The sequence below is a fragment of the Streptomyces sp. CA-288835 genome, assembly GCF_050936385.1.
Lineage (GTDB): Bacteria > Actinomycetota > Actinomycetes > Streptomycetales > Streptomycetaceae > Streptomyces.
Genome location: NZ_JBNJMW010000001.1, coordinates 3442555 through 3469416, shown reverse-complemented (window position 1 = coordinate 3469416; position 26862 = coordinate 3442555). Strand labels below are relative to the sequence as shown.

Annotated in this window: 18 protein-coding genes; 11 read left to right on the top strand and 7 right to left on the bottom strand. The window is 70.7% G+C overall.

What is annotated here, in order from left to right:
* The first annotated feature begins 204 nt into the window (after positions 1–204).
* Entirely contained in the window at positions 205–963 is a 759-nt protein-coding gene (locus ACQEVY_RS15495; RefSeq protein ID WP_328768817.1) for a ferritin-like fold-containing protein, read from the top strand.
* A 110-nt stretch (positions 964–1073) separates the two neighbouring features.
* Here ACQEVY_RS15495 and ACQEVY_RS15490 read toward each other — a convergent pair whose 3' ends face one another.
* The 4 genes from ACQEVY_RS15490 to ACQEVY_RS15475 form a co-directional block, all read right to left on the bottom strand.
* Entirely contained in the window at positions 1074–1340 is a 267-nt protein-coding gene (locus tag ACQEVY_RS15490) for a hypothetical protein (RefSeq protein WP_432948781.1), read from the bottom strand.
* Between the two features lie 212 nt (positions 1341–1552).
* Positions 1553–1780: a DUF3107 domain-containing protein gene (locus ACQEVY_RS15485; RefSeq protein WP_033319983.1), complete on the bottom strand. Its 228-nt coding sequence runs from the start codon at positions 1778–1780 to the stop codon at positions 1553–1555.
* Between the two features lie 154 nt (positions 1781–1934).
* Positions 1935–2576 (bottom strand): TetR/AcrR family transcriptional regulator, encoded by a 642-nt coding sequence (locus ACQEVY_RS15480; protein ID WP_165341618.1) that lies wholly within the window; start codon positions 2574–2576, stop codon positions 1935–1937.
* Positions 2577–2823: 247 nt separating this feature from the next.
* Entirely contained in the window at positions 2824–3063 is a 240-nt protein-coding gene (locus ACQEVY_RS15475; RefSeq protein WP_432948779.1) for a hypothetical protein, read from the bottom strand.
* A 201-nt stretch (positions 3064–3264) separates the two neighbouring features.
* Between ACQEVY_RS15475 and ACQEVY_RS15470 the strand changes: the two genes are divergently transcribed.
* The 7 genes from ACQEVY_RS15470 to moeZ all read left to right on the top strand — a co-directional run bounded on the left by ACQEVY_RS15470 (position 3265) and on the right by moeZ (position 12527).
* Complete coding sequence (locus ACQEVY_RS15470) at positions 3265–4287, top strand: alpha/beta fold hydrolase (RefSeq protein ID WP_432948777.1); 1023 nt, start codon at positions 3265–3267, stop codon at positions 4285–4287.
* A gap of 8 nt (positions 4288–4295) precedes the next feature.
* Entirely contained in the window at positions 4296–5981 is a 1686-nt protein-coding gene (locus ACQEVY_RS15465; RefSeq protein WP_432948775.1) for a DUF3152 domain-containing protein, read from the top strand.
* Positions 5982–6178: 197 nt separating this feature from the next.
* A complete protein-coding gene (locus tag ACQEVY_RS15460; RefSeq protein ID WP_432948773.1) occupies positions 6179–8173 on the top strand; it encodes a DUF3492 domain-containing protein in 1995 nt (664 codons plus the stop codon).
* Positions 8170–9432 carry a hypothetical protein gene (locus ACQEVY_RS15455; RefSeq protein WP_432948771.1) on the top strand — a complete coding sequence of 421 codons (1263 nt, stop codon included), beginning with the start codon at positions 8170–8172 and terminating at the stop codon, positions 9430–9432. The genes ACQEVY_RS15460 and ACQEVY_RS15455 overlap by 4 nt, the downstream gene beginning before the upstream one ends.
* Before the next feature lie 156 nt (positions 9433–9588).
* Complete coding sequence (locus ACQEVY_RS15450) at positions 9589–10548, top strand: NAD-dependent epimerase/dehydratase family protein (protein WP_432948769.1); 960 nt, start codon at positions 9589–9591, stop codon at positions 10546–10548.
* Positions 10536–11285 (top strand): spherulation-specific family 4 protein, encoded by a 750-nt coding sequence (locus ACQEVY_RS15445; protein ID WP_432948767.1) that lies wholly within the window; start codon positions 10536–10538, stop codon positions 11283–11285. Before ACQEVY_RS15450 ends, ACQEVY_RS15445 begins: the two co-directional genes overlap by 13 nt.
* A gap of 63 nt (positions 11286–11348) precedes the next feature.
* Positions 11349–12527, top strand: coding sequence for an adenylyltransferase/sulfurtransferase MoeZ (gene moeZ, locus ACQEVY_RS15440; protein ID WP_432948765.1), 1179 nt, complete (start codon positions 11349–11351; stop codon positions 12525–12527).
* A gap of 83 nt (positions 12528–12610) precedes the next feature.
* On the opposite strand, the gene ACQEVY_RS15435 is transcribed toward moeZ, so the two are convergent.
* From ACQEVY_RS15435 to ACQEVY_RS15425, 3 genes are all read right to left on the bottom strand, one after another.
* Positions 12611–14167: an alpha/beta hydrolase gene (locus ACQEVY_RS15435; RefSeq protein WP_432948763.1), complete on the bottom strand. Its 1557-nt coding sequence runs from the start codon at positions 14165–14167 to the stop codon at positions 12611–12613.
* Between the two features lie 116 nt (positions 14168–14283).
* Positions 14284–15831, bottom strand: coding sequence for an alpha/beta hydrolase (locus ACQEVY_RS15430; protein ID WP_432948761.1), 1548 nt, complete (start codon positions 15829–15831; stop codon positions 14284–14286).
* A 128-nt stretch (positions 15832–15959) separates the two neighbouring features.
* The gene (locus tag ACQEVY_RS15425; protein ID WP_432948759.1) at positions 15960–18761 is read right to left on the bottom strand and encodes a lysylphosphatidylglycerol synthase domain-containing protein; all 2802 of its coding nucleotides are present in this window, start codon (positions 18759–18761) and stop codon (positions 15960–15962) included.
* A gap of 185 nt (positions 18762–18946) precedes the next feature.
* On the opposite strand from ACQEVY_RS15425, the gene ACQEVY_RS15420 reads away from it, so the two are divergent.
* The 3 genes from ACQEVY_RS15420 (at position 18947) to ACQEVY_RS15410 (ending at position 26860) form a co-directional block, all read left to right on the top strand.
* The gene (locus tag ACQEVY_RS15420) at positions 18947–19312 is read left to right on the top strand and encodes an MGMT family protein (RefSeq protein ID WP_432948758.1); all 366 of its coding nucleotides are present in this window, start codon (positions 18947–18949) and stop codon (positions 19310–19312) included.
* A 257-nt stretch (positions 19313–19569) separates the two neighbouring features.
* Positions 19570–23130, top strand: coding sequence for an ATP-dependent helicase (locus ACQEVY_RS15415; RefSeq protein WP_432948757.1), 3561 nt, complete (start codon positions 19570–19572; stop codon positions 23128–23130).
* A gap of 136 nt (positions 23131–23266) precedes the next feature.
* Positions 23267–26860 carry a UvrD-helicase domain-containing protein gene (locus ACQEVY_RS15410; RefSeq protein ID WP_432948755.1) on the top strand — a complete coding sequence of 1198 codons (3594 nt, stop codon included), beginning with the start codon at positions 23267–23269 and terminating at the stop codon, positions 26858–26860.
* The last annotated feature ends 2 nt before the right edge of the window (positions 26861–26862 follow it).

The window sequence follows — 26862 nt, the reverse complement described above, 5'->3', positions numbered from 1 at the left end:
GACGAGGAGAGCTGTCGGGTCGGAGCCGATCGGGCCACCGACCGGGCATCCTCATTCATATGGCCCGTTGAGATACGTAGATCAGCTCAGCGGGCTCATTACCACCATACCCCGGAATCGCGCATATGCGATGGTCGATTTGGTCACGTAGTGGTCGTCACACTGGCTGACCAGGGACTTACGCCTCGCTGTGAGCGGGCTATTGTGCGCTTTATGACGACGCCCGACAACACCGCCGACACTGCCGCCGACAGCTCCGCCGAACACACCGGAGTCGCCGCCCAGGACTGGACGAAGGCCTCCGTCGATCCCCAGTACCGCGCCGCGGTCGTCGACCTGCTCGGAGCGCTCGCGTACGGGGAGCTGGCGGCGTTCGAGCGGCTCGCGGAGGACGCCAAGCTGGCTCCGACGCTCGCCGACAAGGCGGAGCTGGCGAAGATGGCCTCGGCGGAGTTCCACCACTTCGAGCAGTTGCGGGACCGGCTCGCCGCGATCGGGGCGGAGCCGACGGAGGCGATGGAGCCGTTCGTCGCGGCGCTCGACGGCTTCCACCGGCAGACGGCGCCGTCGGACTGGCTGGAAGGCCTGGTCAAGGCGTACGTCGGCGACTCGATCGCCAGCGACTTCTACCGCGAGGTCGCGGCACGGCTCGACTCCGATACACGGGCGCTGGTCCTCTCCGTACTCGACGACACGGGCCACGCGAGCTTCGCCGTCGAGAAGGTACGCGCCGCGATCGACGCGGACCCGCGCGTGGGCGGACGGCTTGCGCTGTGGGCGCGGCGGCTGATGGGCGAGGCGCTGTCCCAGTCCCAGCGGGTGGTCGCCGACCGGGACGCGCTGTCGACGATGCTCGTCGGCGGGGTCGCGGACGGGTTCGATCTCGCGGAGGTGGGGCGGATGTTCTCGCGGATCACGGAGGCGCACACGAAGCGGATGGCTGCGTTGGGGCTGGCCGCCTGAGCACCGGGTTCGACTGCGGGTGCGTGGGGGCTGGTCGCGCAGTTCCCCGCGCCCCTGACGGGGCGCGCCTCAGCTGGCGTCCGTTGGGTCGGAGCCGTCAGGATCCCTGTCTACACCGTCGCCGAGTGGCGGCGGAGTCTTCCCGCCGGGCGGAGGAGCAGGGAGACGGACGCCGTGGCTACGGTCGCGGCGCCGATGAGGGTGAGCAGTAGGTCTCCGCTGAGCGCGCTGTTGGTGAGGAACGCGCCGAAGAGGCCGCCGGCGGCTCCCGTTGACAGGACGAGGCGTCGGGCGGGCAGGCGGTGTGACAGGCGGTGCATGGCCAGCCAGGCGACTGCCAGACCGAGGATCACGGAGCCGAGCGCTTCCAAGAACATGGGTGGGGTCCCTCCCGCACGGCCGTGTGCATTTCGGTCGTAGCCCGTCTTACCCGTGGCCCCCGGAAGGCAATCCTTCCCTGTGGGTGATCTGTGCTCCGTCTGAGGGGATCGCATGAGAGCGCATGAGCCTGAAGAGTGCGGGTCCGCGCAAGGGCCGACATGAACAAGGGCCCCATGGCTTCAAGCCACGGGGCCCTGTCGCGACGTAACTACAGCGCGCCGAAGCCCACCTTGCGCGGGGCCGGCTCGCCGATCTCGACGTACGCCAGTCGGTCGGCCGGGACCAGGACCTTGCGGCCGTGGTCGTCCACGAGGCTCAGCAGCTGCGACTTGCCGGCCAGCGCTTCGGACACCGCCCGCTCGACCTCCTCGGCGGTCTGACCGCTCTCCAGAACGATCTCGCGAGGCGCGTGCTGCACGCCGATCTTGACCTCCACGGCTATGTCCCTCCGACGGTCACTGATGTGCGCGTTCGTCCGCGCCGTACGCAGCACACATTAGCCCGGTGAGGGGACACACACGCTGCGTCCAAGAACGCCAGGAGCGAACAGCGGACGGGAACAAAGGATGGCCCCCGCCGCTCGCGGGACGTCAGTGGTGCTCGCTGCCGTGCAGCGGGAAGCCGGCGATGCCGCGCCAGGCCAGCGAGGTCAGCAACTGCACCGCCTGGTCGCGCGGCACACTGCGGTCGCTGTGCAGCCAGGAGCGCGCCACCACCTGTGCGAGTCCGCCCAGACCCGAGGCGAGCAGCATCGACTCGGCCCTCGAGAGGCCGGTGTCCTCCGCGATGACGTCGCAGATCGCCTCCGCGCACTCGAATGTGACCTTGTCCACGCGCTCCCGCACCGCGGGCTCGTTCGTCAGGTCCGACTCGAAGACCAGCCGGAATGCGCCGCCGTCGTCCTCGACGTACGCGAAGTACGCGTCCATCGTGGCCCGTACGCGCTGCTTGTTGTCGGTCGTCGAGGCCAGGGCGCCTCGCACCGCCTGCAGCAGGGACTCACAGTGCTGGTCCAGCAGGGCCAGGTAGAGGTCGAGCTTTCCCGGAAAGTGCTGGTAGAGCACCGGCTTGCTGACTCCCGCGCGCTCGGCGATGTCGTCCATCGCGGCCGCGTGATATCCCTGCGCGACGAACACTTCCTGGGCTGCGCCGAGGAGCTGGTTACGTCGGGCACGGCGCGGCAGGCGTGTGCCCCGCGGGCGTGCCGCCTCTGTCTGCTCGATGGCTGTCACGCCGCCTCCCAAAATCGTCCACGTGCGGTGTGCGCCGCGCGGCCATCGTACTTTTCGGTAACCGTGCTGTGCGCGGTGCGAAGGCAGAATTTCACGGACCGGACGCCGCTGAAAACCGGGCAGAGCACATCAAATACGAGCATGCCGGGCAGGTCAGTACGCGGTGACCGCCTCCGAGCGGTCACCGGTCATCGTGCCGTATCCGCCTCGCCGGTGGTCGTCGGCGTCTTCGGCGTATTCGGCGTCTTCACCGGTAGTCGTCCTCGTCGAGTTCGACGATCCTTGCCTGCTCCGCGCGGTCCGCCTCGTTCGCGTCGGCCAGGTTGCCCGCGTTTGAGCCGGTCAGTGGCTCGTCACGGTGGGGTGCGAGCTCCGCGTGCTGTTCGGCGGCGTCGGCCTCGGGGGCCTCCACGTCGAATTCGGTGGATTCAGTGGTCGTGGAATCGGCTTCGTCGAGAGTCTCGGGGTCGGTGGGGTCGACGGTCATGGAGTCCTCTTCCCGAGCGGTGCGAGTGCCTGCTTGCACAAGTACGTGTGCCCTCGATCAGGAAGCGTATGAGAGCGCGGATCGAGTCGCTACGCGATCCCAGGGCGATCCGTCGCGATACAGCCGGGTTCACGGAATTCGATGGGGACTTGTGATGGCGAACACACGATCCACCACGTGATCGTCTCGTAACATTGCTCCATGTCTTCGACCGAACTGCCGTCCGTCCTCGCCACCTCTGTCGCGCCGAAAGTCGGTGCCGTCAGGGTGGCGGCGGGGGAGCGGCTGCGTTCGGTCGGGTTGCCCGGGATCACGCTGACGATCCGGTCGAGACCACCGGCCCGCGAGGGGCTGCCGTCCGCGCTGTATGTGCATGGGCTGGGCGGTTCCTCGCAGAACTGGTCGGCGCTGATGCCCCTCCTGGACGGCCTCGTGGACAGCGAGGCCGTTGATCTGCCGGGCTTCGGCGACTCACCGCCACCGGACGACGGCGACTACTCGGTGACCGGGCACGCGCGCGCGGTCATCCGCTATCTCGACTCGGCCGAGCGCGGTCCCGTGCACCTCATCGGGAACTCGATGGGCGGCGCGGTCACGACGCGCGTCGCGGCCGTACGTCCCGATCTCGTCCGGACGCTCACACTGGTGTCGCCCGCGCTGCCCGAGGTCCTGGTGCAGCGCTCGGCGGTGCCGACGGCGCTGCTGGCGCTGCCCGGGGTCGCGAACGCCTTCACCCGCTTCACCAAGGACTGGTCCGCCGAGCAGCGCGTACGAGGCGTCATGGCGCTCTGTTACGGCGATCCGACCATCGTGACCCCCGAAGCGTTCCGCAACGCGGTCGAGGAGATGGAGCGGCGGCTCGCCCTCCCGTACTTCTGGGACGCCATGGCGCGCTCGGCCCGCGGCATCGTGAACGCGTACACGCTGGGTGGCCAGCACCGGTTGTGGCGTCAGGCCGAGCGGGTGCTCGCGCCGACGCTGCTCATCTACGGCGGCCGTGATCAGCTCGTCTCGTTCCGCATGGCCCAGCGCGCGGCCCGGGCCTTCCGCGATTCCCGGCTGCTCACGCTGCCGGACGCGGGGCATGTGGCGATGATGGAGTACGCCGAGACCGTGGCCACCGCCATCCGGGAACTTCTGGCGGACACCGGCGAGTTGGCCGACGCCGACAGCGCGACGACCGGCACCATGAAGACCGGAACAACGAAGAGTGCGGGGAGCTGAGGCGGCGCGTGGGACGTCACAGCCGACGTGGGTCGGCCCGTAAGGGCGACACCGCCGACATCCCCGTGGTCGCGGGAGGCCGCCCGGAGCCGGCCACCGGCCGCCGCCGCGCTCCCTCCGGACCGCAACCCCAGCCGCAGCCGCCACCGACGAGGGGCGGCGGTCCCGGCACTCCGGCGGGTGGGGTACCTCGGCTGCCTGACGGGTGGGTGCCGCGCCCGGATGCGCAGGGGGTTCCGCGGTTCCCTGACGGGACGCCTGCGGGTGGAGTTCCGCGGTATGCGGACGGCACTCCGGCTCGTGGGGCTCCGCAGTACGCGGACGGCACTCCGGCGCATGGGGTTCACCGGCTGCCGGACGGTACGCCAGCTCATGGCGTACCTCGGTTTTCTGACGGTACGCCGGCTCATGGCGCCCCGCGGCTTCCTGACGGGACCCCCGCTCATGGCGTTCCGAGGTACCCCGATGGCACGCCTGCTCACGGTGTCCCCCAAGTCCGTGGTGCGCATCCCGAGCAGCGGGAATCCGGCGGTGGCTGGGGGGTGTTCAGCGGGGCGCCCGGGTACGGCGCGCCTCAGGGTGCGTACCCGGGGAGACCGGGCGCATCGCAGGCCGCGGGGCCCGGGCCCGCCATACCGCAGCAGCGGCAGGCGCCGCATTCTGCGCAGGGTCCCCGCCAGGACTACGTCGACGCCTTCGAGCGGGACGACGACGTCTTCGCGTCGCGTACCGGCGACCAGGCGCTCCGCTCGGGCCCGTACAACTCCGCCGTCGACTCCACCGACCGGTACCTCGACCCCGCGGAAACCGAGCACAAGGCGCCCTCGGAGCCCTATCTGCCGGATGCGCCCTCGGAGCCGTATCTGCCGGAGAAGGCCAAGGGCGGCAAGGGCTGGACCTTCACCGGGGTCGCGGCCGCCGCCGTCACCACCGTGCTCGCCGTTGTCGTGGCCGGGCAGGTGGTCACCGACGGGCGTGAGGACACCTCCGCGCGCCCGCCGGCCGCGGGCGGCGCGGACCGCGAAGCCAAGGACGCCGCGGCGCGCGGCGACACCAGGCCGACGCCTCCGTCCGAGGTGGAGGGCGCGACTCCGCCGTCGTACGCGCAATTGATGGCGAAGAAGTACCCGCTGGCCGCGAAGCTCAAGGGCGGCGGGGAATTCGAGGCGATCCGCGGTATCGACCAGGCGCCTGGCACGGGACAGAAGATCACCTACCGCGTCGACATCGAGAAGGGCCTCGGCCTCGACGGCATCCTCTTCGCGCAGGCCGTGCACAAGACCCTGAATGACGAACGGAGTTGGGCCCACGACGGGGCCCGTACCTTCGAGCGGATCTCCACCGGGCAGCCCGACTTCGTCATCACGCTGGCCAGCCCCGGCACCACGGCGGTCTGGTGCGCCAAATCGGGCCTGGACACCACCGTGGACAACGTCTCCTGCGACTCCGCGGCCACCGACCGCGTGATGATCAACGCGTATCGCTGGGCCCAGGGCGCCCAGACGTACGGCGACAAGATGTACGCGTACCGGCAGATGCTGATCAACCACGAGATCGGCCACCGGCTCGGCTACGGCCATGTGACCTGCGACAAGGACGGCGAACTCGCGCCCGTCATGCAACAGCAGAGCAAGTTCCTCGAGCACGACGGCATCCGGTGCCGGGCCAACCCCTGGCCGTTTCCCGGGGCTTGAGACGCTTGCGGCACGTACGCGATTGATCTCTTAGCGCGACGAAACGCGATCCGTACGGGAAAGTTACGACCGTTCACCCCTTTTGGTGGCGCGATGGACAACCGTCCATCGCGCCACGGTCATGTCCGCGTACGTTCGTCCCGCTGTGAGTCGCCGGGCAACGGCGGCTCCCCATACGGAAGATCAGGGGTGCACTCGTGCGCATCGGACTGCTTACGGAGGGTGGCTATCCATATCTGAGCGGTGACGCCAGGCTCTGGTGCGACCGGCTCGTACGCGGGCTCGGGCAGCACGAATTCGACGTCTACGCGCTCAGCAGGAGCGAGCGACAGCGGGACGAGGGCTTCGTCGAGCTGCCGCCCCAGGTCGGCCGCGTGCGCACGGCGCCGTTATGGAACGCGGGTGATGACGGCGTGGCGTATGGCCGCCGGGCGCGGCGGCGGTTCGCCGAGTGCTACGGGGAGTTGGCGGCGGCCGTCTGTGCGGGGAATGCCGTCATGGGGGGCACCGTCGGGTCGGCCTCCGGGGATGGCTCATTGGATGTGGCGGACCGTTTCGGCAGTGCGTTGTACGGGCTTGCCGAACTCGTCCGGGATGAGGGCGGCGGCCTGACCGGGGCCCTGCGTTCCGAAACCGCCGTACGCGCCCTCGAGAGCGCCTGCCGCGCGCCCGGCGCACTGCGCACGGCGCGCGGGGCGCGCGTACCGGATGTGCTCACCGTCGCCGATCGGATCGAGCGCACCCTGCGCCCCCTGTCGCTCGACTGGTACCACGAGCAGGACGGACTCGGCTCCGTCGACCTGTGCCACGCCACGTCCGGGGGAGCCGCGGCCCTGCCCGGGTTGCTGGCGCGGCACTTCTGGGGCGTGCCGCTGCTGGTCACGGAGTACGGCGTGCGGTTGCGGGCGCACTACTTGGACTCGCGCGAGGAGTCGGGGCCGGTGCGGGCGCTGCTCGCGGCGTTCCATGGCCGGCTCGCGGCCGAGATGTACCGGCAGGCCGCCCTCATCACGCCCGGCAACACGCACGCCCGCCGCTGGCAGGAGCGCTGCGGTGCCGACCGCGCCAAGCTCCGTACGGTCTATCCGGGCATGGAGGCGTCGCCCTTCTCGGAGGTGGGCGAGCGAGCGGACTGTGCCGATCCGGACACGCTGGTCTGGGTCGGGCGGATCGACCCCGACAAGGACCTCGTCTCGCTGCTGCACGCCTTCGCGGCGGTCCGCAAGGAACGGCCGAACGCGCGGCTGCGGATCATCGGCGCGCCTGTCGAGGGGCCGGCTGGGGCCGCGTATCGGGCGGACTGCAAGATGCTGGCCGCGCGGCTCTTCCCCGATGAGGAGGTGGGAGGCGTACGCGGCATCGGTGGCAGTCCGGGGGCGCCGGGGTCGTCTGTGTCGTTCGAGGAGATCGGCGGGCCGGAGGTGCCGAGCCTCGCGGAGGCGTACGCGGCCGGGGCCGTGGTTGTGCTGTCGAGCGTCGTCGAGGGCTTCCCGAACAGCCTTGTCGAGGCGATGTTCTGCGGGCGCGCCACGGTGTCTACGGACGTCGGCGCGGTCGTGGAGGTCATTGGCGGTACGGGTCTGGTGGTGCCGCCGCGCAATCCGCGGGCGCTCGCCGAGGCGTGCGTCGCCCTGCTGCGCGATCCCGCGCGCCGTGCACTCCTCGGCGCGGCGGCACGCGCGCGTGCCCTCGAACTGTTCACCGTCGAGCAGAACATCGCGGCGTTTCATGGCATTTACCTGGAGATCGTCTCGCACTGCCCGGTCCGCCGAGCCGCCACCGATGAACCGCTGCCCTTCGCGGTACCGGCCGAGGCCCATGTGCGGGCTCGCTGGGCCGAGTCCGGAGCCCGGGACGCGTTGGTGAGCGGTCCGCGGTGGGCCGTGGGGGCTGCGGGGACTGTGGCGAGGTTCGAGGCGGCGGGCGCGCGGCCGGGACCCGGGCCTGCGGGGACAGCGAGGTCCGAGGCGGCGGGCGCTCTGCCGGAATCCGGGGCTGCGGGTGCTCGGCTGGGTTCCGGGGCGGCGGGTGCTGCGGCGAAGTCCGGGGCGGCGGGCACGCGGCCGGGATCCGGGTCTGCGGGTGCTCTGCCGGGATCCGGGGCTGCGAGCGCTTGCCCTGAGTCCGGGGCGGCGAGCGCCGGTTCCGGCGCGGCTCAGGCGCCGGTTCCCGCTGGGAAGGGGACGCGATGAGCGGGCGCCAGCGCGACGTGGACCTGCCGGGGGCGCCCAGCGGTGCCGCTGTGCGGGATGTGGTCGCTTCCGACGAGGAGTGGCTGGTGACGGCTGGAGCGCCGAGCGCCCCGGATGTCCCGGGTGCGCGGGGTTCGTCGGACGAGTCCGGCGGCCGGGTCGCCGTGGACCCCGTGAAAGCGCTGATGCACCGTCACCGCGAGCTGTGCGACCGGGCCGTGGATCCGCTGGAGATCGCGGCCGGCTTGGAGGCGCACGGGGTGACTGACCGAACCGTGGCCCGCTTCCGGCACCGTGACGTGTTCTCGCTGGCCGAGGAGATCTACGCGCGCGTGCCCCGCGACGGCGAGACCAGTCCAGGGGTGCCTGCCGTCAAACTCCCCAAGGCGCAAGCAAGTTGGGCCGTCCTCGCCCTGCTGCCGGGCGCCGTATGCGCGGCGGCGGTGACCGGGCTGCGCCTCACCGAGGCCCGGCCGCACCTCGCCGCCACGGTCGCCGTCCTGGGCGTACTCGCCATCGCCCTGAGCCTGCGCCTGGCCCTTGGCCGCGGCCCTCTGCACACCCCGCACGCGTGGCGCACGACAAAGGGCACGCGCGCGTGGACGTGCTGGCTCCTCGCATACGCCCTCCTCGGTGACGGCCTGCTCGGCTCCGCCCTCACGGGTGGCCCGCACGGCTGGCCGAACGGTGACCTCGACAGTCCCTGGCCCGTACCCCTCGCGTCGCTGACGGCCCTCACCCTGTCCTGCGCCCCGGCGGCCTGGTGCGCCCACCTCTTCGCCGTACGCGCCCGGCGCAGACTGGCCGCCGGCCGAACTCTCAAGGAGTTCGCCGCCTCCGTACGCCCCCTGCTCTTGGGCGTGTTCGGGCTGTTCCTCTGCGCCCTGGGCGGACTGCTCGCACTGTGCGGGACGCTGCTGGACGAGCCCGCAGATCCCGCCGCGTACGCCGGAATCGGCGCCCTCGGCGCGCTCCTGCTGCTCGCCCGGCTGCTCACCGTGCACGGCTTCCGGCACGCCCCGGCCGTCGTACTGGCCGCCGCCGGTGCGGCCGAGGTGACGGCTGTGGCGAGCGTCTTCGCGGGCCGCCTGCCCGGCTGCTCGTTCCTCGCCGTTCCCATCGAGACCGTGGTCGGCGCATGGGGGCCCGGTGTTGTGCCGACCCTCGCATGCGGGGCCGCGGCGCTCGTACTCCTGGTCCACGCGACCAGGACCCTCGCCCGGGCCTCGGCCCACGCGCACCACGGTGGGACGCCGTGAACTGCACGCCGAGCCCGCCACCCGGCCTCCGTGCCGAGCCCGGCCCTCCCGCGGGGCCGACACCACGGGCCTCCCTGACGAACCATCGCACCACCCTTGAAGGAGACACGAGATGATCACCCTCCGTATCGGAGAATCCACCCCGGGAGCCGCCCGATGAGGGTGCTGCTGATCGGAGCCAACGGATTTCTGGGCCGGTACGTCGCCGACCGACTCCTCGCCGACCCGGCCGTGCAGCTCACCGCGCTCGGCCGGGGCGACGACGCGGATGTGCGGTTCGACCTCTCCAGCGGCAGCCCGGGCGCACTGACCCGCTTCCTGGACGCGGTGCACCCCGGCGTCGTCATCAACTGCGCTGGCGCCACCCGAGGCGGCGCCCGCGAACTGACCCGGCACAACACCGTCGCCGTCGCCACCATCTGCGAGGCCCTGCGCCGCAGCGGCTGCGGTGCGCGCCTCGTACAGATCGGCTGCGGCGCGGAGTACGGCCCCAGCCAGCCCGGTTCCTGCACGGCCGAGGACGCGACGCCGCGCCCCGGCGGCCCGTACGGCGTCAGCAAGCTCGCCGGAACCGAACTCGTCCTGGGCTCCGGCCTGGACGCCGTCGTCCTGCGGGTCTTCTCGCCCGCCGGGCCCGGGACACCCGCCGGCTCGCCCCTCGGCCGCCTCGCCGAGGCCATGCGCCGCGCCATGCAGTCCGGCGACGGCGAACTGAAGGTGGGCGGACTCGGCATCCAGCGCGACTTCATCGACGTACGCGATGTCGCGCGCGCCGTCCATGCCGCCTCCCTCTCCGCCGCACAGGGCGTCATCAACATCGGCTCCGGACGTGCCGTACGCCTCCGGGACGCCGCCGCCGTCCTCGCGCGCGTGGCCGGCTACGGCGGTGCGCTGCACGAACTCGACGCCCCGCCCGGAATCGTCAGGCCGTCCATCGGCCACCCCCGCTCCGAATCCGAGCACACGGCCCCGGCCGCGTACCCCTATCCCGACGGCTGCGGCAGCTGGCAGCAGGCCGATGTGCGCACCGCACGCGACCGGCTCGGCTGGCGGCCCCGGATCCACCTCGAAGAGTCCCTCGCCGATATCTGGATGGAGGCGGCATGCCGCATCTGACCCGCACCGCGGTAGGCACCGCGAGCACCGACATACGCTTAGGCTTCGGCGTCCCCGGCTATGCACACCCCCTCGTCGCCCCTCTCGAATGGGGCCAACTCACCCGCCCCGGCACCCCCTTGCACTGGGTCGTCCTCAACGTCGCCGACGGTCCCGGCATCCGGCCCGACCCGCACTGCCTCGCCGCGGCGGGGCGACTGCGCAACGCGGGCGTCCGGGTCCTGGGACACCTCGATGTGAGATACGGCGCACGCACCTTCGGTGAGCTGATATCGGACGCGCACCGGTATCTCGACTGGTACCGCGTCGACGGCTTCTATCTGGACCGCTGTCCCACGGACCGGACAACGCTCCCCGAGATGAGCCGTACGGCTACAACCCTGCGCGCCTTCCTCGGCGAGGGCCATATAGTCCTCGGACACGGCTCCCACCCGCATCCCGGATATGCCGAATTCGCCGACCAGTTGGTGACCTTCTGCGGCCCCTGGAGCGAATACCGCTGGTCGCAGGTGGCGGAGTGGACCGCCGACCACCCGCCCCAGCGCTTCTGCCACTTCGTGCACAGCGTGCCCCGCGGGCATCTCGACGAGGCGCTGCGCATAGCTCGCTGGCAGGGCGCCTCGACGATCTACTTCACCGACCGCACGGACCGCGGCGGCCGGGTCGACCCCTGGGCGACCATGCCCGGCTACTGGGACGAAATCGTCTCGCGGGTCGGAACGGGTGTCTCGGAATGAAGAGGGGCGTGGCAGTGTTACGCGAAGAACAACCGTAGTGATTGACCGACCAACGGAGTCCCCGTGTCGCTGCCACCCCTGGTCGAGCCCGCTTCTGAGCTCACCGTAGACGAGGTCCGCAGGTACTCCCGCCACCTGATCATCCCCGACGTGGGGATGGACGGGCAGAAGCGGCTGAAGAACGCCAAGGTGCTCGCCGTAGGCGCCGGCGGCCTGGGCTCGCCGGCCCTCATGTACCTGGCCGCGGCGGGCGTCGGCACGCTCGGCATCGTGGAGTTCGACGAGGTCGACGAGTCGAACCTGCAGCGTCAGATCATCCACAGCCAGGCGGACATCGGCCGCTCCAAGGCCGAGTCGGCCCGCGACAGCGTGCTCGGCATCAACCCGTACGTGAACGTGGTCCTCCACGAAGAGCGGCTCGAGGCCGAGAACGTGATGGACATCTTCAGCCAGTACGACCTGATCGTCGACGGCACCGACAACTTCGCGACCCGCTACCTGGTCAACGACGCGTGCGTGCTCCTCAACAAGCCGTACGTCTGGGGCTCGATCTACCGCTTCGACGGCCAGGCCTCCGTCTTCTGGTCCGAGCACGGCCCCTGCTACCGCTGCCTCTACCCGGAGCCCCCGCCGCCGGGCATGGTCCCCTCCTGCGCCGAGGGCGGCGTCCTCGGTGTGCTGTGCGCGTCCATCGGCTCCATTCAGGTCACTGAGGCGATCAAGGTCCTCACCGGCACCGGCGAACCGCTGGTCGGCCGCCTGATGATCTACGACGCTCTGGAGATGCAGTACCGCCAGGTCAAGGTCCGCAAGGACCCCAACTGCGCGGTCTGCGGCGAGAACCCCACCGTCACCGAGCTCATCGACTACGAGGCCTTCTGCGGCGTCGTCTCCGAGGAGGCCCAGGAGGCGGCCGCCGGCTCGACGATCACTCCCAAGCAGCTCAAGGAGTGGATCGACAACGACGAGAAGATCGAGATCATCGACGTCCGCGAGATCAACGAGTACGAGATCGTCTCGATCCCCGGCGCCAAGCTGATCCCGAAGAACGAGTTCCTCATGGGCACCGCCCTGGAGACCCTGCCGCAGGACAAGAAGATCGTCCTGCATTGCAAGACGGGTGTCCGCAGTGCGGAAGTCCTCGCCGTGCTCAAGTCCGCCGGTTTCTCCGACGCGGTGCACGTCGGTGGCGGCGTGATCGGCTGGGTCAACCAGATCGAGCCCGAGAAGCCGGTGTACTAGACGCTGGCTCAGGCTGTACGGAAAGGGGTCCGGCACCGGGTGTGCCGGGCCCCTTCCTGTTGTTTTAGCTTCTGTAGCCGGGGCTACGACTCGCAGACCTTCCCGTCCTCCGGCACCTTCCCGTCCAGCAGGTACGCGTTCACCGTGCCGTCCACGCAGGAGCTGCTCCCGTACGCCCCATGCCCCTCGCCCTTCCAAGTGAGCTCGATACCAACGTCCTTGCCCAGTTCGTCCGCCATCTTGCGGGCACCCTCGTACGGTGTCGCCGGGTCGCCGGTGTTGCCCACGACCAGGACGGGATCCGCTCCGGGCGCGCTGACCTCCGGGGTCTCGTGCTGACCGGCCACCGGCCAGTTGTGGCACCAGCCGGCCGTGTCCCAGCCCATGAACTCGCCGAACACGGGCGAGATCTTCCGGAACTGAGGGAGCAGCTTCTTGGTCTCCTCGGGCGTCGGCCGCTCCTTGTCGTCCAAGCACGATATGACCCGTTGTGAATGCGTCGTCGTGCCGTAACGGCCTGTCGCGTCACGCTCGTTGTAATTGTCGGCGAGGGCCAGCAGCTCCGAACCGTCACCCTGCTCCGCCGCATCCAGTGCGCTGGTGAGGCCGGCCCAGGTCTGCTCGCTGTAGAGCGGCAGCACGATGCCGGTGAGGGCCAGCGTCTGAGTGAGCTTGCGGCCGCTCGATGTCGGCAGCGGCTCGGCGTCGATCCTCTTCAACAGGTCAGCGATCTTCTGGGAGCCCTCTTCGGGGTCCTGGCCGGTGGACTTGAGGTAGTTGTCCAGGGCGCGCTGGAAACCGCGCGTCTGGTTCTTGGCATGGCCGACCGTGCCCGCGCTCGGGTCGACGACCGCGTCCAGCACCAGTCGGCCCACGTTCTTGGGGAACAAGTGGGCGTAGACACCGCCCAGTTCAGTGCCGTACGAGATGCCGAAGTAGTGCAGCTTCTGGTCGCCCAGCACGTGCCGCATCAGGTCCATGTCGCGGGCTGTGTCGGTCGTCGAGACATGTGCCATGAGGGGGCCCGCCGCCTCCTCGCAGCCCTTACCGAAGTCGGCGGAGTCCTTGAGGTACGAGGCCTCCTCGGCCGCGGTGTCCGGCGTGGAGTCGACCGACTCGGCGGCTTGGATCTCCTTGTCGCTGCGACAGCGCACGCCCTCGCTGGCCGCGACTCCGCGCGGGTCGAAGCTCACCAGGTCGTACCGCTCCTGCAGTTTGGACGTCAGCGCCGCGTACGACGGCATCGTGGAGATACCCGAGCCACCGGGGCCGCCGAAGTTGAACAGCAGCGAGCCGATGCGAGAGTCCTCGTCTGTCGCCTTAGCGCGGATCAGAGCTATACCGATCGTCTCGCCCGTCGGCTTCTCCCAGTCCAGCGGGACTTTGAGCGTCGAGCACTGCCAGTCTTCGCCCGGCGCGGGGCCGTCCGAAGTGGCCTTGCAGCTGCCCCAGTCGAGCTTCTGTGAGGTGAGCGAGGCCGGAAGCTCCCCCGTCGGGCCTGACGGCGCCGCGGTCGGTGGGGCGCTGGCCTTTCCGTCGTCTTTGCCCTCGTCGGACGAGCCGCCACCGCACCCCGCCGCAAGCCCGGTGACCAGCACCGCGGCAGCGGCCAGTGCCGTGGATCGTACGAAACGCACCATGTGCCCCTTACCCCCTCGCAAGTCATCCGCACGAGCCGCGAATGACGGTCCGGCAATAGTAGGCAGACCGCGATTCAAGCCGCGTAAGCCTGTGGATAACCCTGTGACCTGCGTTTTTAGGAGCAAACCAGCCCAGTCGACGGAACTCTGCCGTCCAGCAGATAGCCGTTCACGGCGTCACGCACGCACTTGTTCCCGCTGCCGTACGCACCATGCCCCTGGCCTCGATACGTCAACTCGACGCCGACGCCCTTGCCCAGCTCGTCCGCCATCCTGCGGGCGCCCTCGTACGGGGTGGCAGGGTCGCCGGTGTTGCCGATCACCAGGATCGGTGCCGATCCGGGGGCGCTCACGTCCGGGTCGTCGGCGGCTCCCGACACGGGCCAGTCCGTGCAGCCGAGCAGACTCCACGCCACATAGTCGCCGAACAGGGGAGAGGCCGCGCGGAACTGCGGAAGCTTCGCCTCTACTTCGGCGGTGGTGTAACGCGCCTTGTTGTCCGCGCAGTTGATGGAGACGTTGGCGGCGACGCTGTTGCTGTATTCGCCGTTCTCGTTCCGTCCGTTCAGCGCGTCGGACAGCAGCATCAGAACCGTGCCGTCACCGGCGTACGCCTGCTGGAGCCCATCAGTGAGGTACTGCCAGTAATCCCGAGAGTAGAGCGCCTGCAGGATGCCGCTGGCGGCGATGGACTGGGTCAGCTCGCGCGGGAAGACGCCCGGGACCGGCCGGCTGTCGAGGTCCTTGAGCAGTCGGGCGATCCGGTCCTTGACGTTCTGTGCGGTGTCGCCGATCGGGCATGCGTCCTGCTTCGAGGCGCAGTCCTCGGCGAAGTTGTCGAGCGCGAGCTGGAATCCCTTGGCCTGCCCGAGCGAACCCTCCTCCGGGTTCCGCGTCGGGTCCACGACTGCGTCGAAGACGGCCCGTCCCACGTTCTTGGGGAACAAGTGGGCGTAGACACCGCCCAGTTCGGTGCCGTACGAGATGCCGAAGTAATGCAGCCGGTCATCGTCGAGGACCTGCCGCATCAGGTCCAGATCGCGGGCCGCGTCGGTGGTGCGCACGTGCGGAAGGAGACTTCCGGAGTTCTTCTCGCAGGCCGAGTTAAACGCTTTCGTGTCTTCCAGGAGCGCTCTCTCCTCGGGGGCGTTGTCGGGGGTGGCGTCCTGCTGGAGGTACTCGTCGAGCCGTTCATCACTCTGGCACTCCACGCCCGCGCTGCCGCCGACCCCGCGCGGGTCGAAGCTGACCAGGTCGTAGCGGGTGCGCAGGTGCGCGAACTCCTTGGCGAACGCGGGCAGGGTGGCCACTCCCGAGGACCCGGGGCCGCCGAAGTTGAAGATCAGTGAGCCGATCCGATTCGCTCTGGTGCCGCTGGTCTCCGCCCGGATCAGCGCGAGCCCGATCGTGGCTCCTTCGGGCTCGTCCCAGTCGAGGGGCACCTTCAGCGTCGCGCACTGCCACTTGTCGCCGTTCGGCAGAGCGGACGGGGCCTCTCCGCCTCCCTGGGCCTTGGACGGTGCCGGGCAGTCCTTCCAGCTCAGCTCCTGCGCTGCCAGGTCCTCGTCCTTGTCGCCGGAGCCACTGTCACACCCGGCGAGTGTCACGGACAGCACAAGGACGGCGGCCAGGGCAGCGGCGCGCAGCCGGGAAGGATTCGGCATGCTCCCATCCTGAGGCCGCGGGGGACGAGGCGCTCGGGGCGCAGGCTGTGCGGGTGAGCGGATGGATGTGCCGTCCAGGGTCGTCGGTGACGAGCGACATGCCTAGGGCACGATGCGCCGGGCAGGCCCTATAGCGCGCCCTTACGTGTCAGATGGTTGAAGAACAGCCACCCGGGCAGCACCGGCAGCCACAGCGTGAGCAGCCGGTAGAGCAGCACCGCGGGCGCCGCGACCTCCTTGGGCAGACCGACGGCGATCAGGCCGAACGTGAGGGTCGCCTCGACCGCGCCCACGCCACCGGGCGTCGGGGCGGCTGAGCCCAGCGCGTTGCCGGCGAGGAAGACGACGGCGACGCTGGCGAGGCTGAGCGTGGGCGTGTTCTCGCTGCCGAACGCCCGGATCGACGCGTCCAGGCACATCACGAAGCAAGCCGTCAGCAGCACCATGCCGCCGATACCGGTGATGAGCTTCTGCGGTCGCTGGAGCACGTCGAGCATGCGGGGCACGACACCCGCGAAAAGCGACCGCACGCGCGTGACGACGAATTTCCGCAGGAACGGAATCGAGGTCATCACCAGCACCAGCACCGCGACCGTCAACAGACCTGCGATCACCGTGCGCGACGGCGACAGCGATGGTGTCTTCTCCGTGCCCGTCAGATAACCGAAGGCGAGCAGCAGCAGGATGTGGCTGCCCAGGCCGAACAGCTGTGAGGCGCCGACGCTCGCGACCGCCAGGCCCGGCCGCACTCCCGCGCGCTGCAGGAAGCGCGTGTTGAGGGCGACACCGCCCACCGCCGCGGGCGCCACGATCTTCACGAAGGACCCGGCGACCTGCGCCGCGACGGTCCGTAGGAAGGGCACCCGCTCGGGCACGAAGCCCAGCAGGCTCATGGCTGCCGCGAAGTAGCTCAGCGCCGAGAAGAGCACGGCCGCGGCGACCCAGCCCCAATCGGCATTGTCGAAGATCGTGCCGAACTCGAAGTGCGTGAGCTGCGACAGCAGGAAGTACGCGCCGATGGCACCGGCGATGAAGCTGATCAGCGTGCGCGGCCGGATGCGCTCAAGGCGGGCCGGCTCGACCGGCGCCTGCGGCCTGATCAGCAGCACCTGGTGGCGGATCTGGGTGAGCAGATCCTCCTCGCGTGCCTCCTCCAGAGCCTCGTCGATCGCCCGCTTCTCAGAGCGCTTCTCGGCCCGTACGGCCTTCTTGTCGGGCTTTTCGAGTACGACGGGCCCGGTGGCTTCCTCAGCCTCCTCGTGTGCGCGCCCCGGCCTGGCATGCCGAGAGGCCTCCAGCACGGCCTCACGCTCCCGCTGAGCCCGCTCCCGGGCCAGTTTTCGCAGCGTCGCACGTGTGGCGCGCGTCAGCGCGATGGGCTGCAGCATCGGCAGGCAGTCGGCGACCGTGTCGGGGCCGAGCACCTCGACCGCCGAGGCCACCGCACGCTCCGCGCCGACCCGCAGCGCCAGCGTGGTCACCAGCTGGGCGATGTCCATGCGCAGCAGCAGCTCACCAGCCGCGATCTCGCCGCCGCGCAGATCGGTGAGGATCACCGTGCCGGAACGATCCACCCGAATCGCGTCGCCGGCCAGCCTGCGGTGCGCGATGCGCCGCGACTGCAACGCCTGCACCTGATGCCAGGTGTCGCGCAGCAGCTCGTCGGTGATCTCCTCGTCCGGCAGCGAGTCCAGGGTGCGCCCGCCCGTGTGCTCGTAGACGAGCATCACGGCGTCCGGGCCCAGTTCGGAGGTGGCGATCAGCTTGGGCGCGTTGGCTCCGGCCGCGATCGCCGCGTACGCGAGAAGCGCCTCCTGCTCCAGCGCCTGGCGCAGCGACTGGAGGCTGCGGCGCGTGGTGATGCCCCGCAGCGTCAGACGCCGCCACACGCGGTAGAAGAAGCCCTGCGCCTGCTGCTCACGGTCGACCACCGTGACGTCCAGCGGCCGGCCGTCCTCCAGCGTCACGAAGTACCGCCGCCCCCGGTCGCCGCCTTCGGCGGACTCCGGTGTCTCCTCGCGGGAGGCGCTCACCGGGTGGAAGCCGACATGCCGCAGGCCCGCCATCAGCGTCCGCCCCGTGGGCCGAACGTTCGGTGAGCCGACCGCGTACAGCGTCCCGTACGCCACGCTCCAGCCGATCAGCACCGTCAGGATGATCGAGAAGGGTGTCGTGTAGCCGGTGACCAGCATGGAGAAGGCGTCGAGCAGCAGTACCACCCACAGCACCGCACGCCAGCGTGGCCGCCGTGCCATGCCGACCGCTGTCATGTATGCGATGACCGGTGCGAGATAGCCGTGCACCGGGTCGGTGAGCGCGTGGATGTCTTGCGGCAAGGGCTGCGTGAGCGCCTTCTTGATCGAGTCCGGGGCGGCCTCGGCGACCCACAGATCGGTGGCGAGCGTCACCCCGTGCGCGAGGACGGCGGCCAGGACACCATCGGCGATACGCAGTCCGTCCCGCTTGATCAGCCGCTCGATGGCGAAGGCGACCGGCACCAGGAGGATCGCGATGCTCGACGCGAGACCCGCGACCTCGCTCAGCAGGTCGGGCGCCTCGTCGGTGCCCTTGTTGATGTCCTGGGCGAGTCCTGACGTCGTGCCGTGCGCGAACGCGGCGATCCCCAGCACCACCGCGACCGCGAGGATGCCCACCAGGAGGCGCATCAGATCGGAGGGACGGTGCACGCGCGCGGGGAGCAGTGGTTCGTCCCCCTCGACCGCTTCGGAGTGGGCGTCGTCGGCTTCGGGGTCCGGGGCGTCGGCGGCCGGGACGTCCTTCTTCTTGTTCGCGTTGTTCGCGTCCGAGGTGCGTTCGCCCTTCTTGTGCGCGTCCGAGGTGTGCTCGTCCGGCTCGTCGACGGTGTCCGGGCGCGACGAAACCTCAGCGGTGCCCTTCGCGTCTTCGGCGTGCGCACCCTGCTGTTTCATCGTCTCTTCTTGATCTCGTATCACCGGTCACCGCCCGCATGATGGTGGCACGCCCCACCGACACGGAGGGGCATCAGGGGGCAGTGCGGGGGCGCACAGTCTGCCCGAAGTGCCGCTCCCGGGCGAGGTTTACGCCTGGTCACCGCCCCGTCACGTTGTCGGTGGGGTGCGGCAGGATGGGGCGGATGAGCGAGGAGAGCCTTCCGGCGGACGCCCTGCCGGACTACGCGGAACGAGTCCTTGAGGTCGCCGAGCTGATCCCGCCCGGCCGCGTCATGACGTACGGGGACATCGCCGAGTGGCTCGGGGAAGGGGGGCCGCGTCAGGTCGGCCGCGTGATGGCCCTCTACGGAGGAGCCGTTCCGTGGTGGCGGGTCATACGCGCGGACGGCGTACTGCTCCAAGGGCACGAACTGCAAGCCCTCGGCCACTACCAGGCGGAGGGCACGCCTCTGAAGGAGGCGAGCAGAGCCTCCGAGGGCCACCTGCCGCGCGTCGACATGAAGCGAGCGCGGTGGGACGGCGAGCATCGCGCAGAACATCACACTTGACAGCTTCCGCCATCGGACGCCCAAACGGGGGATCAGCAGCCTGTACGGGGGAAATTGGGCACGTCCGTGGCATGGCGTACGTTCGTGATGCGGGGGGCAGAAGCGCCCTGAGGGATGGGAGGGAAGAAGCGGAAGCCCTCCTTCCGCTGTTCTCGCGGGCGTAGCGTCAACGGCGCGCATCCCCCTCACCACGCGGCCACCGCCGCCCACCCGCGGCAGTAAGCCAACCAGCACACCCACCAGGACCGGCGAACCACGTGAGCTCCTCTTCCTCCACCAGGCGCCTGTCGCACCACCAGGGGCGGCAGGGGAACCGTGGCGCTTACCGACTGGTGCGTACCCCACCGGTCCAGGTGGATCCCCCTCTGCTTGACGCAGCGCAGCGGGCGGTGGTTGACCACAAGGGGGGCCCGCTGCTCGTTCTCGCAGGTCCGGGCACCGGAAAGACGACAACACTCGTGGAGTCCGTGGCCGCCCGGATCGGGCGCGGCACGGACCCCGAGCGGATCCTGGTGCTGACGTTCAGCCGCAAGGCCGCCGTCGAGTTGCGTGACCGCATGGCGCTGCGCATAGGAGCGGCCCGCGCGCCCCAGGCGACGACGTTCCACTCCTTCTGCTACGCCCTGGTCCGCGCCCACCAGGACAGCAACCTGTTCGTGGAGCCGCTGCGGCTGCTCTCCGGCCCCGAACAGGACGTGGCCGTGCGGGAACTCCTCGCCGGCCAGCCCGACCTCGAGCGGCTCGGCCTCGCCCATGTGCGCTGGCCGGACGAGCTGCGCGCCTGTCTGACGACGCGCGGCTTCGCCGACGAGGTCCGCGCGGTGCTCGCCCGCAGCCGCGAACTGGGGCTGGGTCCAGACGCGCTGGACTCGTTCGCCTCCCGCATCGGGCGCCCGGACTGGCGCGCCGCGGCAACCTTCCTCGCCGAGTATCTCGACGTTCTCGATATGCAAGGAGTGCTCGATTACGCGGAACTGGTGCACCGCGCGGTGCTGCTCACCCGCCGCCCCGAGGTCGCCGCACGGCTCGCCGCGCAGTACGACGCCGTCTTCGTCGACGAGTACCAGGACACCGATCCGGCGCAGGTACGGCTCCTGCACGGGCTCGCGGGCAATCGAGAGGGGCAGCCCGCAGGGCTTCCGCAGAAGGGCGGTGGTGGGCGAGGGGCCGGCCGCACCCTTGTCGCCTTCGGCGACCCCGACCAGTCGATCTACGCGTTCCGGGGCGCCGACGTGAACGGCATCCTGGAGTTCCCGGAGGCATTCCCGCGCGCGGACGGCACTCCCGCGCCGGTCGAGGTCCTGAGGACGTCACGCCGGTCGGGCGCCGGGCTGCTGGCCGCCACGCGCCTGGTGACTCGCCGCATGCCTCTGACCCGCCTCCCGGCGGAGAAGGTCCGCGCCCACAGGGAGCTGACTCCCGTAGGGGACGGTGGCCGCGTCGAGGTCTACACGTACCCGACCCCCGGCACAGAGGTGGACAACATCGCCGACATCCTTCGCCGCGCCCACCTGGAGGACGGCGTGCCCTGGGGCGAGATGGCCGTCCTGGTACGCGCCGGGCACCGCACCATCCCGACCGTCCGCCGCACCCTCACCGCGGCCGGCGTCCCCCTCGACATAGACGGCGATGACCTCCCCCTGCGCCATGAACCAGCGGTGGCGCCCCTGCTGACGGCTCTCAAGGCGGTGGCCGAGGCGGCACTTCGGGACGGAGCCGGGGCAAGCGAGCGGGCCGGAGCCACAGCCGAGGCGGGCGCCGACGGAGACGGGGCTGTTGTGGGAAATGACACCCCCGCGCGCGCGGACACCGTCACCGCTGCTCCCACCGACGATGCCCCGGAGCCGGAGCCGGAGCCGGAGCCGGAGCCGGAGCCGGAGCCGGAGCCGGAGCCGGAGCCGGAGCCCGGGGCTGGGCCTGGGGCCGCCGTCGCTTCGGAAGCGCCCTGGCTCGACACCGAGACCGCGCTCACCCTCCTCGCCTCCCCGCTGGCCGGTATGGACGCCGCCGATCTGCGCCGCCTGGGCCGTGCGCTGCGCGAGGAGGAGCGCGCCGGGGGCAACCTCGTCCCGCCGCCCTCGGACGAGTTGCTGGCACGGGCACTGGCCGAGCCGGAGCGGCTGGTCGCACACGACCCCTCGTACGCGCGCGGAGCCCAGCGTCTGGGCGCCCTCCTGCGCAAGGCCCGTGAGCGCCTCGCCGGCGGCGGCACGGCCGAAGAGGCGCTCTGGGAGCTGTGGGACGGCACACCGTGGCCTCAGCGCCTGGAGCGGGCCGCCCGGCGCGGCGGCGCGGCAGGGCGCAACGCGGACCGCGACCTCGACGCCGTGTGCGCGCTGTTCGCGACGGCTGCACGCTCCGAGGAACGCACGGGTGACCGCGGCGCCCTCAACTTCCTGGAGGAGATCGAGGCCGAGGACATCGCCGCCGACACGCTCAGCCGCAGGGCCGTACGCCCCGAGGCCGTACGCCTGATGACGGCTCACCGTTCCAAGGGCCTTGAATGGCGCCTGGTCGTCGTCGCGGGCGTACAGGAGGGACTGTGGCCGGACCTGCGCCGCAGAGGCTCCCTCCTGGAGGCCGACCGCATCGGACGCGACGGCCTCGCCGAACCGCTCACCCCCGGAGCACTGCTCTCCGAAGAACGCCGCTTGTTCTACGTGGCCGCTACGCGCGCGCGTGAACGTCTCGTCGTCACCGCCGTGAAGGCCCCCGCCGACGACGGCGACCAGCCGTCCCGTTTCCTCACCGAACTCGGCGTCGAACCCAAGGACGTCACCGGCCGGCCCCGCCGTCCTCTGTCGGTCGCCGCCCTGGTCGCCGAGCTGCGCGCCACGATCGTCGACCCCCGCGTCTCGGACACTCTCAGGGAGGCCGCAGCCCGCCGTCTGGCCCGGCTCGCCGCGCTCGGCGACGAGGACGGCCGCCCTCTCGTGCCGTCCGCGCACCCCTACCGCTGGTGGGGCATGTACGAGCCGACCGAGAGCAAGGTCCCGCTGCGCGACCGCGACCAGCCCGTCGTGCTCTCCGGGAGCGCCCTCGACCAACTCGCCAACACCTGCGCCCTCCAGTGGTTCCTCGGCCGCGAGGTGAAGGCCGACGCCCCCGCGACCGCCGCCCAGGGCTTCGGCAATGTGGTGCACGTCCTGGCCGACGAGGTCGCCTCCGGACGCAGTCCCGCCGACCTCGCCGTCCTCATGGAGCGCCTCGACTCCGTGTGGAACGCGCTCGCCTTCGACGCGCCCTGGAAGTCGGCGCAGGAGAAGGAGCACGCGCGCGTGGCGCTCGAACGCTTCCTGAAGTGGCATGTGCTGGACCGTGCGGGCCGTACGCCGGTGGCCAGCGAGCACGACTTCGACGTCACCCTCGAAGCGGGCTCCTACGAAGTGCGCATCCGCGGCTCCATGGACCGCGTCGAGCGGGACACCGAAGGCCGCGCCTACGTAGTCGACTTCAAGACCGGCAAACAGGCACCGACCGCCGCCGACGTGGCCCACCATCCCCAACTCGCCGTCTACCAGCTCGCCGTACGCGAGGGCGCCGTCGACGAGGCCTTCGCAGGCGAGCGCCCCGAGCCTGGCGGCGCCGAACTCGTCCAGCTCCGCCAGGGCGCCCCCAGGAAGGACGGCGGCGAGACCCTGCCCAAGGTGCAGGCCCAAGAGCCCCTCTCCGGGGAGTGGATCGGCGACCTCCTCGCCACCGCCGCGGGCAAGGTCCTCGACGAGCGGTTCACACCGACCACAGGACAGCACTGCACGCACTGCGCATTCCGGGCATCGTGCAGCGCACGTCCCGAGGGACGCCACGTGGTCGAGTAAGCCCGCACCCTCAGGCGCCGCGTCGTCAAGCGAGAGCGGGAGTGACAAAGCGCACCACGTGTGCTGACCAGCGCATCCTCCGGCCCGGCGGCCGATGCGCACCCCGCTGTCAGTGGCCGCGGCTAGCCTCTCTGAGGTGCCCGCACGTATCACCGATCCCGAGCAGCTCAAGGAGCTCCTCGGCATCCCGTTCACCCCGGAGCAGACGGCCTGCATCACCGCACCGCCCGCCCCGCAGGTGATCGTGGCCGGAGCCGGCTCCGGCAAGACCACGGTGATGGCCGCGCGCGTGGTGTGGCTGGTCGGCACCGGGCAAGTAGCCCCCGAACAGGTCCTCGGCCTGACATTCACCAACAAGGCGGCCGGCGAACTGGCCGAGCGCGTACGCAAGGCCCTGATCAGGGCAGGCGTCACCGACCCCGATGTGATCGACCCGGACAATCCGCCTGGCGAGCCCGTCATCTCCACGTACCACGCCTTCGCGGGCCGCCTCCTGACCGACCACGGCCTGCGCATCGGCCTCGAACCCACCGCCCGCCTCCTCGCCGACGCCACCCGCTACCAGCTCGCCGCCCGCGTCCTGCGCGAGGCCCCAGGGCCCTACCCGGCGCTCACCCGCTCCTTCCCCGACCTGGTCAGCGACCTCCTCGCGCTCGACTCCGAACTCGCCGAACACCTCGTACAGCCCGAGCAGCTGCGCGCGTACGACGCCGCGTTGCTGCGCGATCTGGAGAGCGCCAAACTCACCAACGCCGACCTGCGCAAGGTCCCGGAGACGGCAGCCGCACGCCGCGAACTGGCCGAACTGGTGGGCCACTACAGGGCGGCCAAGCGTGAACGCGACCTCCTCGACTTCGGAGACCAGATCGCCCTCTCCGCGACGCTCGCCCGCACCCGGCCCGAGGTCGGCGACATCCTGCGCGACGAGTTCCGGGTGGTCCTGCTCGACGAGTACCAGGACACGTCGGTCGCCCAACGCATCCTCCTGGCGGGCCTGTTCGGCGGCGGCACCGGCCATCCCGTGACGGCCGTCGGCGACCCCTGCCAGGCGATCTACGGCTGGCGCGGCGCTTCCGTCGCCAACCTCGACGACTTCCCCGAGCACTTCGCGCACGCCGACGGCCGCCCCGCGACCCGCCAGGCTCTCAGCGAGAACCGCCGCAGCGGCGGCCGGCTCCTCGACCTCGCCAACGGCCTCGCGGAGCCCCTGCGCGCCCGGCACACGGGCGTGGAGGCCCTTCGCCCCGCCCCCGGTGCCGAACGCGACGGCATGGTGCGCTGCGCGCTGCTGCGCACCCACGCCGAGGAACTGGACTGGCTCGCCGACTCCATCGCCCATCTCGTACGCACCGGAAAGGCGCCCGGCGAGATCGCCGTCCTGTGCCGCACCGCGACCGACTTCGCCGAGATCCAGGGCGCACTCGTCGCCCGCGACATCCCCGTCGAGGTCGTCGGTCTCTCCGGGCTGTTGCACCTCCCTGAAGTCGCCGACCTCGTCGCCGTCTGCGAGGTCCTCCAAGACCCGGGGGCCAACGCCTCCCTGGTCCGCCTCCTCACCGGCCCGCGCTGGCGCATCGGCGCCCGCGACCTCGCCCTCCTAGGGCGCCGCGCCCGGCTTCTCGTGTCCCACGCGCGCGTGGGCGCCGACGACGACCCGGACCGCAGGCTCGCCGCGGCCGTCGAGGGCGTCGACCCGGCCGAGGTGATTTCGCTCGCGGACGCCCTCGACACCTTCCTGGAGACTCCGTTGGGGGGCGACGGGGACGACGACGGGCTGCCCTTCTCGCCGGACGCCCGCGTGCGGTTCGCCCGGCTTGCCACCGAACTGCGCGACCTGCGCCGCTCGCTGGCCGACCCCCTGATGGACGTCCTACACCGCGTCCTCGCCACCACCGGCCTGGAGGTGGAACTCTCCGCGTCCCCGCACGCCCTGGCCGCCCGCCGCCGGGAGACCCTCTCCAACTTCCTCGACATCGCAGCCTCCTTCGCCGCCAACGACAACGAGGCCACCCTCCTCGCCTTCCTGGGCTTCCTGCGCACAGCCGCCCAATACGAGAAGGGCCTCGACAACGCCCTTCCAGGCGGCGAGAACACCGTCAAGGTGCTCACCGCCCACAAATCCAAGGGCCTGGAGTGGGACGTCGTCGCGGTCCCCGGACTGGTCACCGGCACGTTCCCCAGCACCCAGGGCCGCGAGAAATGGACCGCCCAGGGCAAGGTCCTGCCCCACGAACTACGCGGCGACGCCGACACACTGCCCGACATCGACGCCTGGGACTCCAGAAGCATGAAGGCCTTCCACGAGGCCATGAAGGACCACCAGCACACCGAGGAACTCCGCCTCGGCTACGTCACATTCACCCGCCCCCGCTCCCTGCTCCTCGGCTCCGGCCACTGGTGGGGCCCCTCCCAGAAGAAGCCCCGCGGACCGTCCGGCTTCCTGCAGGCCCTGTACGAGCACTGCGCGGCCGGACACGGCGAGATCGAGGCCTGGGCGGACGAACCCGAAGAGGGCGAGGAGAACCCGGCGCTTCACGAGGCCACCGGCGATCACGCCTGGCCTCTCCCGCTGGACGACGCGGCACTGGCCCGCCGACGAGCAGCCGCGGCAACGGTGCTGACCTACCTGGAGTCCGAGCACTCCCACGAGGCCGCCCACCCGTCGGCGCACGACGCCCAAGCCCCGTACGATGATCCGGACTGGCCCCCTCCGCCCGAGGAGGACGAACCCCCTTACGGGGACGGTGACTTCACCGGCGAGGCTCCGTATACCGATGACACTCCATACGCGGACGAGGCTCCGTACGACGACGAGGCCATCCCTGAAGACACCGCATTCGCGGACGGACTCTACGGAGAAGCGGACCGACTCTACGGAGAAGCCGAATTCGCGGACGAGCCCCCGGGCACCCCGGCGTCACGGCCCCAGAACCGACCCAGGATCCCGCGCCCCACGCCTGCCCCCGACGCCCGCCCGCACCCAAATGAGACCGCGCCCCTCATCCCCGAGGAAGCCCGCACCATCGCCTCCTGGGACCGCGACCTGGACGCGCTCACTGGAGAACTCCTGCGCGCCCGCGCGGGCGTCACGCACGTGCCCCTGCCGATCTCCCTGACCGCTTCCCAGATGCTGCGCCTGGCCGCCGACCCGGATGCCTTCGCCCAGGAACTCGCGCGCCCCATGCCGCGCGCCCCGCAGCGCGCCGCGCGCCGCGGCACCCGCTTCCACGCCTGGATGGAGTCCCGCTTCGAAGAACTGCGGCTGCCCATGCTGGAGCCGGAGGAACTGCCCGGAAGCGAAGCGGAGATCGCGGACGAACGCGACCTGGAGGCACTCAAGGACGCCTTCGAACGCACCCCGTACGCCCACCGCACGCCCTACCGCGTAGAAGCCCCCTTCCAGCTCGAGATCGCCGGACGCGTCGTACGAGGCCGTATCGACGCCGTCTACAAGGAAGGCGACGGCGACGAGACGACGTACGAGATCGTCGACTGGAAGACCAACCGCAGCCACACGGCCGACCCCCTCCAGCTCGCCCTCTACCGGCTCGCCTGGGCCGAGCAGCACGGAGTACCCCTGGAGTCCGTCAAGGCCGCCTTCCTGTACGTGCGTGGCGGCGAAATCGTACGGCCCGAGAATCTGCCGGACCGGGCCGCACTGGAGCGGCTGCTCCTGGAGGAGCCGTCCTCGGACGAACCGCCGGACCAGCATGTCAGTGCGGGCGGATAGGC

Bases quoted from the DNA above. Each gene is read 5' to 3' on its own strand.
- ACQEVY_RS15455 (WP_432948771.1), top strand. From the start codon at position 8,170: ATGAGCGGGCGCCAGCGCGACGTGGACCTGCCGGGGGCGCCCAGCGGT.
- ACQEVY_RS15425 (WP_432948759.1), bottom strand. From the start codon at position 18,761: ATGAAACAGCAGGGTGCGCACGCCGAAGACGCGAAGGGCACCGCTGAG.
- ACQEVY_RS15470 (WP_432948777.1), top strand. From the start codon at position 3,265: ATGTCTTCGACCGAACTGCCGTCCGTCCTCGCCACCTCTGTCGCGCCG.
- ACQEVY_RS15490 (WP_432948781.1), bottom strand. From the start codon at position 1,340: ATGTTCTTGGAAGCGCTCGGCTCCGTGATCCTCGGTCTGGCAGTCGCC.
- ACQEVY_RS15450 (WP_432948769.1), top strand. From the start codon at position 9,589: ATGAGGGTGCTGCTGATCGGAGCCAACGGATTTCTGGGCCGGTACGTC.
- ACQEVY_RS15445 (WP_432948767.1), top strand. From the start codon at position 10,536: ATGCCGCATCTGACCCGCACCGCGGTAGGCACCGCGAGCACCGACATA.
- ACQEVY_RS15435 (WP_432948763.1), bottom strand. From the start codon at position 14,167: ATGGTGCGTTTCGTACGATCCACGGCACTGGCCGCTGCCGCGGTGCTG.
- ACQEVY_RS15475 (WP_432948779.1), bottom strand. From the start codon at position 3,063: ATGACCGTCGACCCCACCGACCCCGAGACTCTCGACGAAGCCGATTCC.
- ACQEVY_RS15430 (WP_432948761.1), bottom strand. From the start codon at position 15,831: ATGCCGAATCCTTCCCGGCTGCGCGCCGCTGCCCTGGCCGCCGTCCTT.
- ACQEVY_RS15420 (WP_432948758.1), top strand. From the start codon at position 18,947: ATGAGCGAGGAGAGCCTTCCGGCGGACGCCCTGCCGGACTACGCGGAA.